Source organism: Bradyrhizobium sp. i1.15.2, from assembly GCF_040548425.1.
Classification (GTDB): Bacteria; Pseudomonadota; Alphaproteobacteria; order Rhizobiales; family Xanthobacteraceae; genus Bradyrhizobium; species Bradyrhizobium canariense.
The window spans coordinates 55,519-70,183 of the sequence record NZ_JBEPRQ010000028.1 but is presented as its reverse complement, the minus strand read 5'-3'; the positions used below and the strand labels follow the sequence as shown (position 1 = coordinate 70,183).

Below are 14,665 nucleotides of genomic sequence, written 5' to 3'. Positions count from 1 at the left end.
CTCGTGAAGGCTTTCTACGATACTTTAGCATCTGTTGCATTTCATTTGAATCCAGTGCTGCCCAGTCTGGCACAAGTTGCATACTGCACCCCTTATTGAGATCCACGCACGGATTCGCGATTTCAATCTGAGGAGAATACTACTTGTGGTGCTATCAACCAGACAGTGTATAATTGGAAGACCCTTAGGGCATCCGCACTCTGAACCAGCAATGGAACTCGCCCGAAGGGCAGGACGGCGACTCCCGATATTGATCTTCAATGTCGGAGGCCCCGCAGCAGAGTGAGCGCGTACCGTGAAGCCCCATAGTTTTCCCGCCTCCGACTCAGTTCGAACCAGCGGCACGGGGTGGTTGCAGCTAGGTTTCGAAGAAGCCAGCGACCGCCTTTACTGGATGTGCTCAGCCGAGTTTCTCTTCGTGGTGCGCGCTTCGCTTGGCGGACGCTTCGTCTATGAGACGGTTAATCCGGCTTTCGAGTCGCGTCTCGGCATCTCGGCCGACGCTATCCGGGAGCTGGATGTCTCTGATTGCTTGAGCAGCGACGACATCGAACCCGTCTGCCAAGCCCTACGCGCCTGTCTCGCCGAAGAGAAGGAGGTCAGGGTTCGCCATCGTCTGGCGTTTGGTGGCCAACGTCAGAATATGGAGACGACGATCGTTCCCGTCATGGACCCCGCGGCCGGTCGTGCGGTCCGGCTAGTCGGCAGCCATCGTATGGCCCACACTGGTCCGTTCGAGGAAGCGTCTAGACCGCTGGACGATACCCACGCCCACGTCGACTTGGCATCCATTCAGGAGGAAATCCAGCAGCGGATTGCGTCTGATCTCCATGATTCGACGTGTCAGCATTTGATTGCGGCGAGCCTCGGCCTCATGCGGATCCGACGCAGCATGAGCGACCCGCCCAGCGCCGAGCGGCTCTGCGATGAGATCGATGCGTCGATTGACGAGGCGCTTAGGGAAATTCGTGCCTTTTCCTATCTGCTGCATCCCCGCAATCTGACGCACGATAAGCTCAAAGCCGCAATTGAGAATTACGCGGATGGATTTGCGGCTCGCACTTCGTTGCACGTAGCGACGAGGATCGTGCCCGAGGTCGATCTGCTGCCTTACGAGAAGCAGCGCACCTTGCTCCGGATCGTCCAGGAAGCGCTCACGAACGTATTTCGTCATGCGCAAGCGACCAAAGTCAGCATCGTCATTGACGCGACCGACAGCCAGTTTCGGCTCACGGTCAACGACAATGGGCGGGGGCTCCGCGCTGACTATGGCAAACATCGTGCAAAGGCAACATCGATCGGCGTTGGAATTCCGGCGATGAGGGCAAGGCTCGAGCAGATTGGAGGAGCGCTGGACATCAGCTCCGATCAGGCAACATGGCCCTCGGGCACCATCCTGCGCGCAGTGCTTCCGCGTGGGCTGGCGAAGAGCGCGCGCAGCCGGCGTAAGGTGACGACCTCCGTGAGGCCCCCAGCAGGCACCCACTGAGGAAGAAGAAGAAGAGGTTACCGGTGGCGGGTGGCTGCCGCGTAACGATATTGGAGTGCTCTGCCATGAAACACATTCTTATCGCGGATGATCACGAAGCGGTGCGATCGGGCCTGCGAGCGGTCCTCGAACAGCGGGCGGATTGGGAAGTCGTTGCCGAGGCGAACGACGGCAGCAAGGCACTTACGGCGGCAATCGAAAGCCGGCCGCATGTGGCTATCATCGACTTCTCCATGCCGCGGATGACCGGCGTGGAGGTCGCGCGGCAGATCAGGGATTATCCGTTGCAGACGGAGGTGTTGATCTTCACGGTCTACAAGTCGGGTCTGCTGGCGCAGCAGGCGTTTGAGGCAGGCGCCCGCGCGTTTCTGGCGAAATCGGATGCTAACAGATTGCTGTTGGCGGCCGTCGACGCACTTCTGGCGCACAAGCGGTTCTGCAGCGAAAGCTGTCGAGACGAGCTCGATCACGGCGGCGAGGGCGCAGATGGGCGCCGGAGGCTTACGCCACGCGAGCAGCTTGTGGTCAAATTGGTGGCGGAGGGTTACAGCAACAAAGGCATTGGCGCGATCCTGAACCTCAGCGTCAAGACGACTGAAGCTCATCGAGCGGCCGCGATGCGCAAGCTGGAGGTGAACTCAACCGCAGGTTTGGTTCGGTACGCTGTTCGTTCGCATCTGGTCGAGGCATGACAGCATATGATGTTCTTGAGGACCGCCACGTCGGTACATTCGCGGTGGCAGGCTCAGGGTTTTGCAGGATGGCGCTTAGAACCATGAGTGGCATGATCGTCTGACCTTGCCGCACTGAGCGTCTCCAGGGGTGCGGCCGGAATCGAGAACGGCGCCATGAAACGCATCTTGATTGCGGATGATCATGCGGTCGTACGTTCGGGACTTCGCGCGATCGTCGAAACGCAGTCCAACTGGATCGTCGCCGGCGAAGCGATCAATGGTGAACAAGCCATCGGATTGGCTCTGGAAACGAGGTCGGACGTCGTCATCGTCGACTACTCGATGCCCCTGATGAACGGGTTGGAGGTCAGCCGTCGGCTAAAGGCACTTGATCAGCATACGGAAGTACTGATCCTGACGATGCATGAAGACGAGGAACTGCTGAGGGACGCTATTCTGGCGGGTGTCCGCGGCTTCCTGTTCAAGTCGGATGCCAAGAAGCATCTGATTTCGGCGATCGAGGCGCTGCTCGACGGCAGGCCTTATTTCACCAGCGCCTTGATAGAGAAGCTGCTGAGTGATTACCAGCTCAACAAGCAGGGCAGGTCGGAGATGCTGCTGACGTCACGCGAGCAGAGCGTCGTCCAGCTGATTGCGGAGGGGCATACCAACAGATCGATATGTAATCTCTTGAACTTGAGTGTGAAGACGGTGGAGACCCATCGGGCGTCGGCCATGCGCAAGCTCGGGATGTCATCCACCGCCGAACTGGTCCGCTATGCCATTCGGAAGAAGCTCGTGGCGCCCTGAGGGATTCCGCCGTTGTCCTGAATGCCCGAGCGGTGGGTGGCTGTCGGCTTGGGCTGCCTTGTGCTGTTCCATTCGCGGGCTAATCCAATGTGAGCCGGCCAGCGGCCGTGGCCTGAGCACGGCGCCTGCGCGGGCAACGCAACCTGCTGGATATCAACTTACTGGCAGTACACGCCCCGCCTTTGCTGGCGTGGGATTGAATGCGAGACCCGCAAGCTCCAACAGGACGCCAGTGGCAATCCCGGCAACTGTCGCTGACTTGATCCAAAGACGCTTCCTCGGATGCATGGCGAACCTCCTCGGCGCTGCCGATAACGGGAGCCGCATCAGGCGCAGCTGAACAATTGCATGAGCCTCGTGGACCGCTGACGTTGACTTCAGATCGGGGAAGATCCTGCCCATTAAACAAGAGGAAGTCTGATCGTGAACGTTGCGCCGCCGTGATCTCGATTTTTTGCGGCTATCGTCCCTTGGTGCGCTTCAACAATAGTGTGGGCGATGGACAGGCCCATGCCCATGCCTTCCGCTTTGCTAGTAAAGAAGGGTTCGAAGACTTCCTTTAATTGGTCTTTTGGAATGCCCGATCCGCAATCCGACACGGACAGCTCGGCAGAGCCCTCGGCGCGCGAGGTCTGGATGCTGATGATGCGGCTTTCGCTCGGAGTGTCCTTCATCGCCTCGATCGCGTTCACGACAAGGTTCAGAATGACTTGTTGAAGTTGGATGCGGTCGCCCAGGATCGGAAGCGCCTCCGGCATGATCTGTTCAATCAGCTCCACTTTTCGTCCAACGGCCAGCATCGAAAGAAATTCGATGGTCTCACGAACAAGATCATTGAGATCCAGTTTTTTCAGCTCGAAAGGTGCCTTCTTAAGGAGGCTCCTCATCCTCCGGATGACTTCGCTGGCGCGCCGGTCATCCCGCAAGATATCGTCAACAATCTCGGCCAGCCCCGCAATGTCAGGGTTCTGAGATTTTAAGATTAACTGCGCGGTCTCGGCATTAGTCAGAATGGACCCGAGCGGCTGGTTGATTTCATGCGCGATTGTTGCGGTCAGTTCGCCAGCTGTCGAGAAGCGATTAACATGGGCCAGTTCGGCCATGCGTTGCCGGGACTGCACTTCCGCCAAATGACGTCGATGATGCTCCCGAAGCAGGGTCGATATCAGCCCGCCTTGCAAAAGTATAACGCCGGTGATCAACGAGATCTGCCACCAATACCGTTCCCACACTGACGGCTCGCGGAAGTAGATGGTGCTGCCAGGCGGCAGACGGCTCTCGGAAATTCCCCAGCGCTGCATTTGTCGCCAGTCGAACATGGGCGCTGCCGGGACGACGAATGTCGGCTTAATGTCGCCGGCCCTTTCGCCGTCAAGAATGCGCAGGGCGACCTCCGCGGCCTTCTTGCCCTGTCCGGCAATGACCTGCATTGGACCGCCGACGATGCCTCTACCGAAAAAGGTCGCGTCGTGGAAAAAGATCGGTGCATTGGCCGCGTCAAAAAGCCGTGAGAACGCGCTGTTGCCTTCATGGGTCACTCCCGCCGCATCGACGGTCAATCCAAGCCAAAAAATGGCGCTGTGTGGCGGGAGGTTGGCCGCGTCTTTGAGCATATCCTCAAAGGAAAGCTCATCGTACCACCGAAACTGCACGCGGTCGGCAAACAGCGCGGTGGATTTGGCCAATTCGTTCCGCCAAAATGTTTCGCCCGGCGAAGCTCCCACAACAATGGCGATAGTCTTTGTTTGGGGCAGGACGCGCACGACGTTATCAAAAAAAGCGACGTCATTGTTGGCAACCGCCACCACCGTGTCGTATTCGGTCAGTTTGTCGAGGTCCACCCGGCGACGCTCTACCAACGTGAAGAGCATAGGGGTTGTTGGAAAAAGGTCCTTCCGGTGCGCCTGCACGAAATTCGCGGCGGGCGAGCCGATAGCGATGATAAGGTCGGGCTGCTGATCATGGTTGAGCGCACGAAGGTAGTCGACAAATGCTGCGTCTGATTTGTCGCTGGCCGCCCGGGCATTCAGAAGCGAATGGTCCTGAAAGGTCACGAAAGGACGTTGGCTTATTCCGGCGCGAAGGGCCTCGGAATAGTCGGTCCACGGTTGGAAGCGAAGACCGTATGAATGCAGCATCAGAATCCGTTTCGGCGTTGGACCAGCCGCTTGACTTTGACACGGGGTCGCCAGCAACCATGCAATGGCCAGCGCAGCGGTGAATATCCGCGCAAAAAAAGGTCGCCATGGTACCGCCAAGCGCATAGTGCTCCGTTCTCCGACTGAACAGGAACCGTAACGGCTCGACCAGACGATTGACAGACGAAAGAGCGCTACCAGAAAGTCGGATCTGGAAAAGCACTGGAGCGGCTTCGAAGCGCAGATCAAGGCCCATTTCGCGAGCGCCGGCAAGCAGATCCAGCAGCAGCAGGCTACGCGTAAGGACACCGCAGTGGCGCAGGGCGAGGCGTGGCGCGTGGCCGCGGATCGGATCCGTGAGGCGGCCGGCAAAGTGGCGGGAGCGCGGACCACCGATCTCGATGCCGTGCTCAAGCAACTGAAGTCGGACGGCGTCCCAAGCTGGAGCACGCCTCCAGAAGCGGAAGCTGGCGGGCAGCGAGTCCTCGTCTTGTCTGCGATTAACCAGCGATTCTCAGGTGCCGATCGGCCAGTGTGGGCCGAAGGTGCGCAGGCGTGGTTGTCGGCACTGTGAGCATGGACCGTATTAGCCGGAGCTAGCTCAAACTTGCCCATGATGGATTGGACCGATTGATCAGCCAGCATAGAAGCTCGAATGTTCAACGCGGCGAACTCTAGATTGATCATTGTGCAACCGGCAGGCCTACGCTTCTGTCGGAATCGACCGTTGATTGCGCGTGCGCATCTTTCGGCGCGGAAGCACCTCGAATTCCAAAATGCTGAACCCACCCTCGAATGACGCGAACGATAGCGGGGTGATGCGCCACCCCAAGCGCACTCGCGGTTGGGGTTTTCGCTGTAAGCCGTTGATCTGCAATGATCGGATATTGGGCCAGTTGGAAAAATTCGCTTGAGAAACCAATGGCGGTAGCGTGTCTCTTAATCAGCGGGTCCCAGGTTCGAGCCCTGGTGCGCCCACCATTTAAATCAAGACCTTAGCGAGAGAAACCGTTTGAGAAGGCCGAACTAAAACGGTTTTTCAAACGGTGTTTTTTGACGGCCGGGCGGCGACTCTCGGCATTGTGATGTGCTCTCCTCGTCTCCGCGGAGGCCAAAGGCGTCTCGAAGGCCGCCCGACAGAACTGCTCCATCAATGTTGCATCTGGGTCAGAGCCGCCCGAGACATGGGCGGCATCTTCCCACTTCCTTTCAATGTCATCGGCGGCGCATTGGGGCAGCTGCGCCGCGCTCCCATCGAAGTAGTGGTTGAAGTCGACGTGCACCCTCATGTTGTCCGGGCGGTAGGCCGCCATGCGATCGTAGAGAAGAACGGACGCTGCTCCGAACGCCGATAGACCGATTTGTGCATCGGTGATCTCGAGTCTTCCGTCTCCGGGTCGATCGGCAGGTCACGAACCCGGCCTTGAGGAAGCCTCCCGCCTGCTCATTGTGCACCCGCCGGATTGGGCGGACAGCCGTAGCATACTGCCGTCGCGTTTCAGGCCGCCAGGGATGAGCGAAGCTCCGGCGAGCAACCAGTTGAGCGCGACGTCTGAGAGCCGAGCCTCGTTCTCGAGATAGCCGCCGCCGACATCGGCGTGCACGCCCGAAAACCAGACCTGTTCGAAGAAAAGGTTGTCGTGCACGTCTCGTTTGTCCTGCTTCTCGGCCGTGGGCGACCAGGTGACACGCTTGAAATCGGCGCGGCTCTCGTCGATCGAGATCGCATGTTTAGCGTAGCCCACCCTCGGATTGAGGGTCGTGTCGTAGAATTTGTGATTCGGCGGAGCGAAATGCACCGTCTGCAGGCGCTTCCAGAATCCATAACCGGGCAAGATGGCGCGATCTTCAGATAGTTCATGAAAAAAGCAATCAGCGCTGTGGCGATGCCGAGGTAGCTCAGAATCCAGGCCGACCATGGAAAGACCGGCTGAAGGAAGCCACCTAGCCAGTGCAACCCGATCAGTAGCGCAATGCCGGAGGTCACGAGCGCCGCGCCCAGATATTTGTGGCCGAGGGCGGCGGGATCAACTTGGCGCCTTCCGCGGGCGTCAAGGCGAAGCTGCTTGGCAGCAACTGGATCGGTCGCTTTGAGTACCAGCACTACGACTTCGGTAGCGCACACCTCCAGTTCACTGCCATCTCCACCAGCCCTCCTAGTTCGGCGGACAGGGGCGGAAGTCAGACACTGGATGTGGTACGCGCCCGTCTATCGTACAAATTTGGTGGGGATGCGGTCGTCGCTCGTTATTGAGGCGCAGTGCGGGCCAGCGAGGCAGCCTTCACTTGGCTTCGTCCTTGACGATGTCTGTCAGGCTCTCAAGCTGGTGGGCCAGCGCTGTCCAGCTACGGGCGACATTCATTAGTACCGAGCACCGGCGGGCAGAAATCCGCCCCTCCTTTGCTTTGGCGTTGCATTCGGCAGCATACTCTCGGCACTTTTCTGCGCTTGGCACTGCTGTTGCTCCTGTCAAGAAGCTTAGCTTACGTCCGATAGCCAGAAGAGAATTGAAGCAGATCAAGCAGGCAGCTCGCAAATCGATTTTTGCCATTACCGGCTACATTAGGCCAGTTACCGCCGGCGAATGAGAACAGATCGCAATTGTCGTCGCATCGCGAGAAAAGCCGCTCCCTGGGCGGTGGACAGAGCCACCGCGCACGGACAAACGCGGCCTAACGCGGCATGCTTATGTTTAGCAAAGCCCCTTGCAAAACCGATCGCCAAGTCAATGTCCGATCGGCAAATATCAATGAGCGACCTGCACATGCCGCGGGGACCCGCTGGCAGGGAGCACACCGAAGCACAGCATTGCAACGTGTTTGGCAAGACGGTATTCCACGTGACATCAGTCACAACGGTGACACGATTTGCAGTTTATCGCGTCCCGCGCAGCGGGCTGACTCTCCTCCTTACCTGGTGGGTTGATCTAGATCAAATCGGGCACTTGCCACTATGGGTGATTACTCTTTGGAGCCGCGGGATGCAGGTCCTGTGACAGCAAATCGCGATTAGTCTGTCGGTCACTCGTTACGGGAGTCATCACAATGAGGTGCAGGTTCAGTATCGTTACGTTCGTCCTAATCGCCCCAACGTTCGCCAGTGAGGCGCTTGGCACAACGACGGACATTCGCAGCATCACCTGTAGCGAATATCTCGCCATGCCGGCTACACCGTCGGGCAAATTTTCGGCTTGGATGACCGGCTGGTTTAGTTATGAAAGTCGGAGGACGTTTGTTGATTTTGACCTGCATCGGGCAAATGTCACAAACGTAAGAGGGTGGTGCCAGTCCAACCCGAATGCCAGTGTGATGGTAGGGCTGGAAAAATCGATAGGCGTAACTGCGGTGCCTAACGCTACGCTGGATTTTAACAAGATCACCTGCGGAACTTGGTTGGCATACGGTCCAGCGGATCAAGATTTTGTAAGATACTTCATGAGCGGCTACTACAACGCAGCAGCAAGCAACAGTGTATTGGACTACGAGCGCCTGCAGAGGAACTCCAGTGCGGTCGTCGCATACTGCAAGAAGAACAAATCCCGCACTTTACCAACGGCCATTCAGAATAGAGCTAGTTAGCTGGACCAGTCTCCCGCCGCTTGCGAGCAACAGAGCGCGCCGTGTATTAGTTTGACTCCTGTTGATGGCCGTCAGCCAAGTAGCGGCGCATTTCATCGAGGTTCGCTCAGTGACGCATGTCGGACAAGATTTGCGAAGCTTGGAGTTCTTCGCAGTTTGACTCATTTGAGACCTCGGCCGACCGCAGCCGACCTTCCAGTTCGGAACCGATTTATTTCACAACCAAATGCTTCCTGGCGGCTACGGCGGCGGGAGCGGACGGGGAAATAGTGAACGTTAGCCAGGTGTTCCATCCCGACGGACGGTTCGCTGCACCAAATTCGCCGTATCCCCTCAGACCAAGGAAGCCCTGCATGTCTGCGACCGGGAAGCTGTACCCGATTTGCGGACCGACACCGAAAACGCGTGACCTGAAACTACCGAGGATCGGGTTCTGGCCGGAATCGTCGGTGACTTGCTGGTAGGCGTATCCGACAATGCCGACGAAAAGCTGCTTAGTGAGGGAGTGCGATGCGCCCCAGTCGAAGTGGAAATCGATGCCGCTCCGGTACTGGGTGTCGGGATTCCTGAAATTGTAGGTCAGGCCGGCGACGCCCGAGATTTCGTTTCCTGCCGCCGGGTCGAAATAGGTGTAGCCGCCCCCAATGTCGATCGCGCCGTGCCCGAGCCCGATATTGGGAATCCGCGTCGGATCATAGTCGCCGACGGGAACATTGCCTGTGACGTAAGCCATGTAATTGTCGACGCCAAGGTTCCATAGTAGTTGCGCGAAGGGCGCGAGGTCGCCGTAGGAGGTAAGCGAGCCTTCGAGCATTCCGGTACGCGTCACCACAATCGGTCCGGCTATCGCTGTCAGTGTTCCGGCGATACTAGTGGCGGCTCTGCCGTACTGGCCCGATATACCTACGACCAACTGACCGCCAAGCTCCGCCGTAGCGAAAGTATACGATGGCGTAAGGGCGACCAGATCGGCCCGCCCGTTCAGACGCAGATTCAAATTAACGTTGACGTTCGCGGGGATTTTGCCGGCCAGGATCTCTTTGGCCGCAGCAGCACTCCCCGCGGCGGCGACGCTGGAATGGTAATCGATGACACTGAGCGCCCAGCCCGGTGTCTGCTGCACCGCGGAGAGACTTGCAAACTGACCCGGAAACCAGAATGAGCTACCGCCCTGGTCGGCATGCGAAACATCAGCGCAAAGCACGAGAGCGGCCACCGCCAGATAGTCGATGACGCAGCTTCCCTGTTTGTTTGATCCCATTTGCAAACCTCTGGGCAGTACTTGCAGCAAGCGCTGTTACAGCAAAGCGCTCCGCGAACTGCAGGACCCAGGTTACGACGGCCTTCACTACTAGGCACAAGCAACGTCAAAATGCGTCACAGAATGGTAACAGCTCGAGACAATTGTCTTGGGCGATGACGCAGTTGCAGCCCTCAAGGTGCTTGCGCTGGAGATGCTCGGCTTCTCGAGCGCCAAGATTCATAAGCACAAAAAAAGCCCCGGCATGCCGGGGCTTTGGTTTGCCAAGGTGGGTGCGATCAATATCTTGCCGCGACCGGTGCGCCGTATCCACCGAAGCGGTAGTTCAACCGAAGCGTGACCATATCCACATCTTGGCTGACGCCGCTGCCGGTGAGGACGAACCCTCCGGGAGTGACTACGCCTGCGAAGCCGGCATTATCACGGCCCATCCAGAGATGGTCGTATTCGATACCGAACGACCAATTGGGCGTGAAGCCGTACTCCCAGCCCACGCCAAGGGCGCCGCCCCAGCGCGTGTGGCCCGCCGATGCCAGGCCGACCCCGGTGACGTTGTTGAATATATCGAATCGGTTGCGCGTCACGGCGGCGCCGCCCTTCACGTAAAACAGCGAGGCATTCCACGCCCAGCCGAGCTGCGCCGTGAAGAGGCCGATGGCGTCAATCTTACCGGTTGTCGAAATCAGCGGGTCGATCAGACTGACGCGCGTATTCTTGATTTCTGCCCAATCTCCCTGCGCTTCCAGGCCGAGCACAAACTGATTGGTTTGCCAGCGGTACCCGATCTGTCCGCCAGCGAGGCCGCCGGAGCGATCGGCGCAACCACCTGCGACCGTCCCTGCTGGCGTCACGAAATCCACACAGCCGTGGCTTTGTCCCCAACCGCCGTTGGCGCCGATGTAGAACCCGGTCCAATCATAGATCGGCGCGATCACCGGGGGCGGGGCCTTGACATAAGGTTTAGCAGCCAGATCAGCCGCTGACGCGGGTGCCGCCATGCTCACGGCCAGCAAGGCCATGCCACTCAACCAAATCTTCTTCATTCTTTTTGCTCCATCCACGTTTCACCCTAACGATGCCGGCTCTTTTCTTGGCAGTCCCGCATTCCAGCTCGAAGCTAGCTGAGCCGCCTGGAATTCGGTGTGCTTACGTGGCAACAGTTGGGAAAATTGAGCAATTTGCGCGTTTGAGTTGTGTCAGGAATGTTGACCAGTCAACTGGCCGCCTGGAATTTTCCGCGATGGGGGGCAAGGGCGCTTGGTCTCATCTCCGCACCCTTATGCTGAGATCCTAGGCCCCGCGCAGACGTGCAACACGCCTTCGCGGAAGCCGCCGACGAACTCATCAGATGCGTCCGCTGGCAGAATTTCGCTGAGATCATCAAACGACCCGCTCACCATGGTGGCAAGCTCGTGCGCCGAAGCATGCTCTGCCCAGCGGCGACCCAACTCCAAACCTCGTTGCCGATCTGTCTCTGTGTCCATAGTCCTGGACCATCCCGGCGTCCGTGGCCCCGGCGAAGCTGATGCCGCGCCGGGGCCTGTACGATCTTGCCAATCCTGGAAGCTTGGGGGCTGGAAAGAATCGGCAAGGCGCACTCTAGACAAGCAGATGCGCAGTGGTTGGCCAGTGCACTTTGTGCCAATGGATGAACGCCCCGGCCGGAAATAGCTTTTCGGGCTGTCGGCATACAAGACGGACCGCTGACCCTTACGCGCTAGCCGGCACACTCTGGCGCCATGACCATCTCACCCCGACATCGGGTGCAGCGCGCGCTAGTCCCCACGATCTCGCAAGCTGGGTCAGCTGGCACAATGCCCCGGCAGCACTTCGGGCACGTATATCCCGCGATGTTTGGCGTGAAGTCATACTCCGGACCAACATAGGCGCACATCATGTGGTGGAATACTGGAAACAATTCTAGCGTGGAGGAGCCGCAAGCCGGGCAACCCGTTTGGTTCGCTTCGACCTGCATGCTGCACCTCGCTCACTCTCACAGCTCGTCGAGCCCGAATAATCTCACCAGCACTGAAGCGATCCGCGCGCTCAGTTGTGTGTAGTGCATGTGAACGTCGACGGCCGAGTTCAGCGCCGGGCGATGAGCGCCTGGGTTGAACCGAATTCGCGCGATTTGCGAGGCGGTACGCTCGCGCGCCGCCGACGAACCCGCCCCGGGGTACACATCTGACACCGGGAGGATTTCCGCGATCTTGCCCAGAATTCGTCGGTTGCCGAACAGCACAAAGACTTCGTTGCCGACTTTTGGATCGGACAGGCGTTCGTTAGGAACGTACCAGTCGACAAAGACATCCGTGGGGTCGAGAATTTCTGCAATCGGCGTGCCCGCCACCAGGGATTGGCCGGCGCGCGCAGGATTGTTCGCGACTATGCCAGCTATGGGCGCGAAGACTCTCCCGTCTGCAAAGCTGCTTTCAACCTTTTCGAGGCGATCACCGAGTTGCCGGCTGAATTCGTCGAGAGCGGCCAATTGAGTGCTGGCTTCGGCGGCTTCCGCCTCCTGCGAGACCACGGCTTTGTTCGCCAAGGCGCGCTCCCGGGACATGTCTATGCGGTAATTCAGGCTCGCGGCCGATGAGTTTGCGATAAGTTCGACAGCTTCCTCAGCAAGCCGCAGATGTGAGCGCGCCGCGTCGAGAGATTCGCGCGCAACCCGGGGCTTAACACGCAGTTCCGCTTTGCGACCGGCGATGTCCGCGAGCGAGCGCATATAGGTGGCGACAATCTCATCGTGCTGCGGAGACCGAACCCTTCCGATTTCGTCGCCGGCCTTGACCGATGCACCTCTCAGCACGGTGATGCTGTTGATCTGCACGATGTAAGGCAGTGAAACCAAATATCTCGGTGAGGACACGCTGCCCGGGCCGCCGAGATAAAGAATTGGCCTCCCGAAATAGACGACAAAGAATGCGAGTATGCCGAATACGATTGTCGCATAGGCGGCGCGGACGGCCCGTCCGGCCGCACGCCGACGGCTCTCGATGGGATCGGGGATATGGGGATCGAGTCGTGTTAGGGTGACGGTCATTTGGCCACTTCCTTCGTCCGATCGCCGAATAGTGCACGGCGAACGCGCGGCGGCACGAAATCATCGTTCCGCGACGAGGCAAAGATGATTTCCGAAGAGTAGGAAAAGAACCGCGCGCACTTCAGATAGACACCCTGGTAAAAGGGAAAGATCAGAGCCATCTTCCAGCCAAACGTTCCGACGGATCGATGGAACAGGGCGAACACAAGTGCCATATTGAAGACCGAGATCCAGAGCAACAACAGGTAGACCGCCGACAGAAACAGCACGGCATCCGAGCCGAACAACAGCACAATGTAGGCCAAGTAGAACGGCAGGCTGAGCGTCGGGACGAGATCAAAGACGATGAAGTCAAGCCGTTGGATCGTGTCCGGTAAACGCTCCAGCGGATGGCGAAAACTCAGCTCGCCATACATCATGAAGCGGATGCGCAGAGCATCGCGATCCCAGCGCGCGCGCTGTCGCAATAGACTTACGCCGCTTGCGGGGCCGGCTGTTTCCGCCCAGGCGTCGGACACGAACCGAATGACATAGCCGAGTCTGCGGAGCCGCAAGGTGTACTCCATATCCTCTCCCGGGCCGACGTCGAGCCCGCCCTGCTGCGCGAAAATATCCCGGCGATACATGGAACAGGCTCCGGACAGACACGCGATCGCATCCACCACGTCGAGGATCGACCGCCCCGCGGTGATCGACATCAGGTATTCGACGCTTTGAAGTCCTGTCCATATCGAGTCGCGCTCGTTACTGATCGCGATGTTGCAACTTGCGCCGGCGACGAGCGGATCGTCGAAGGCAGCCGCGAGGCGCTCAACCGCGTTCGGTTCGAAGACAGTGTCGGCATCTACGGTCAAAAGAAGATCGCCGCGGGCAAACCGTGCTGCAGCGTTGATGGCAGCGCTGCGGCCGCAGCGGGTCCCATGGCAGATGACCATGTCAACCAGGCCCTGCGCTTTCGCCCGCTCCGCGACCGCGCGTGTTGCGTCGGTGGAGCCGTCGTCGACGACGATGATTTCGACAGGTCGGAGGGTTTGCCGGCGCAGCGAGCTGATCGAAGGAGCAAGCCCGGAGCCGCCGTTGAATGTCGGGATAATCACGCTTACCGTCGCCTGGCAAACCGTCCCGCCGACGCTTCGCCGCTTCGAGCTGAACAGAGCAAGAGACACCAGCGACAAGGTGTAGCGGGGGATGTCGAATATCAGCAGCGAGAAGGCGAGTAGAAATAAACTCGTTCCGGCGAGCACTTCCATCATTTCGGACATGCCGGCCACCTCCGCTACGACAGCACCATTCCGAGCATCCGACCAAACAAGGCGCGCAAGGCAATTATCAGACGGGAAAATGAAGACCATCACGTTGATGGTCGAGTGGTAAATTGCGTAAACATTTGCTTTTTGTGTCTGCGCTATTCAACTGCAGCGTTGGCTTCGTCAGTTGACGATGACAGCTTGCTCTTGAGGCTGATTGTTGGCGTGCCGGCATCAGCGTTGCGGTTGGAGTTGTTCGCCGCGTCGCTAAATCCCACAAGGTGACCGGTCCGTCCAACCTTTCAGGCGCAAGACGGCCTCAGTCTGGAAAGGCTGAGGCCGGTGGGGGCGTCGGTGTACCGTTGGGGTCGGTACTTGCTAAATCTAATCACGACGAACCACTTTGCGTATTGTCCTTGAG

The 14,665-nt window shown here is 58.6% G+C and carries 13 protein-coding genes; 5 read left to right on the top strand and 8 right to left on the bottom strand.

Annotation, left to right across the window (positions count from 1 at the left end):
* Positions 1-295 precede the first annotated feature (295 nt).
* The 3 genes from ABIB80_RS32680 (at position 296) to ABIB80_RS32670 (ending at position 2,973) form a co-directional block, all read left to right on the top strand.
* A complete protein-coding gene (locus ABIB80_RS32680; RefSeq protein ID WP_007601218.1) occupies positions 296-1,489 on the top strand; it encodes a sensor histidine kinase in 1,194 nt (397 codons plus the stop codon).
* A 65-nt stretch (positions 1,490-1,554) separates the two neighbouring features.
* Positions 1,555-2,181 carry a response regulator gene (locus ABIB80_RS32675; protein ID WP_354128984.1) on the top strand — a complete coding sequence of 209 codons (627 nt, stop codon included), beginning with the start codon at positions 1,555-1,557 and terminating at the stop codon, positions 2,179-2,181.
* A 156-nt stretch (positions 2,182-2,337) separates the two neighbouring features.
* Entirely contained in the window at positions 2,338-2,973 is a 636-nt protein-coding gene (locus ABIB80_RS32670) for a response regulator (protein WP_007601223.1), read from the top strand.
* A 401-nt stretch (positions 2,974-3,374) separates the two neighbouring features.
* On the opposite strand, the gene ABIB80_RS32665 is transcribed toward ABIB80_RS32670, so the two are convergent.
* Positions 3,375-5,111 (bottom strand): sensor histidine kinase, encoded by a 1,737-nt coding sequence (locus tag ABIB80_RS32665; protein WP_007601225.1) that lies wholly within the window; start codon positions 5,109-5,111, stop codon positions 3,375-3,377.
* Between the two features lie 313 nt (positions 5,112-5,424).
* Between ABIB80_RS32665 and ABIB80_RS32660 the strand changes: the two genes are divergently transcribed.
* Positions 5,425-5,685: a hypothetical protein gene (locus ABIB80_RS32660; protein ID WP_051058478.1), complete on the top strand. Its 261-nt coding sequence runs from the start codon at positions 5,425-5,427 to the stop codon at positions 5,683-5,685.
* A 421-nt stretch (positions 5,686-6,106) separates the two neighbouring features.
* Here ABIB80_RS32660 and ABIB80_RS32655 read toward each other — a convergent pair whose 3' ends face one another.
* The 3 genes from ABIB80_RS32655 to ABIB80_RS32645 form a co-directional block, all read right to left on the bottom strand.
* Entirely contained in the window at positions 6,107-6,424 is a 318-nt protein-coding gene (locus tag ABIB80_RS32655) for a hypothetical protein (RefSeq protein ID WP_007601226.1), read from the bottom strand.
* A gap of 96 nt (positions 6,425-6,520) precedes the next feature.
* Positions 6,521-7,030: a phospholipase effector Tle1 domain-containing protein gene (locus tag ABIB80_RS32650; protein ID WP_354128983.1), complete on the bottom strand. Its 510-nt coding sequence runs from the start codon at positions 7,028-7,030 to the stop codon at positions 6,521-6,523.
* Positions 7,031-7,393: 363 nt separating this feature from the next.
* Positions 7,394-7,663: a hypothetical protein gene (locus ABIB80_RS32645; RefSeq protein WP_219683126.1), complete on the bottom strand. Its 270-nt coding sequence runs from the start codon at positions 7,661-7,663 to the stop codon at positions 7,394-7,396.
* 493 nt (positions 7,664-8,156) lie between these two features.
* Between ABIB80_RS32645 and ABIB80_RS32640 the strand changes: the two genes are divergently transcribed.
* Positions 8,157-8,690 (top strand): HdeA/HdeB family chaperone, encoded by a 534-nt coding sequence (locus tag ABIB80_RS32640; protein ID WP_007601232.1) that lies wholly within the window; start codon positions 8,157-8,159, stop codon positions 8,688-8,690.
* A 211-nt stretch (positions 8,691-8,901) separates the two neighbouring features.
* Here ABIB80_RS32640 and ABIB80_RS32635 read toward each other — a convergent pair whose 3' ends face one another.
* From ABIB80_RS32635 to ABIB80_RS32615, 4 genes are all read right to left on the bottom strand, one after another.
* Positions 8,902-9,951 (bottom strand): SphA family protein, encoded by a 1,050-nt coding sequence (locus ABIB80_RS32635; RefSeq protein WP_007601233.1) that lies wholly within the window; start codon positions 9,949-9,951, stop codon positions 8,902-8,904.
* Between the two features lie 278 nt (positions 9,952-10,229).
* Complete coding sequence (locus tag ABIB80_RS32630; protein WP_007601234.1) at positions 10,230-10,994, bottom strand: outer membrane protein; 765 nt, start codon at positions 10,992-10,994, stop codon at positions 10,230-10,232.
* Positions 10,995-11,944: 950 nt separating this feature from the next.
* Positions 11,945-12,997 carry an HlyD family secretion protein gene (locus tag ABIB80_RS32620; protein WP_354128982.1) on the bottom strand — a complete coding sequence of 351 codons (1,053 nt, stop codon included), beginning with the start codon at positions 12,995-12,997 and terminating at the stop codon, positions 11,945-11,947.
* Positions 12,994-14,259, bottom strand: a complete 1,266-nt coding sequence (locus ABIB80_RS32615; RefSeq protein ID WP_007601236.1) for a glycosyltransferase family 2 protein — start codon at positions 14,257-14,259, stop codon at positions 12,994-12,996. The genes ABIB80_RS32620 and ABIB80_RS32615 overlap by 4 nt, the downstream gene beginning before the upstream one ends.
* Positions 14,260-14,665: the final 406 nt, after the last annotated feature.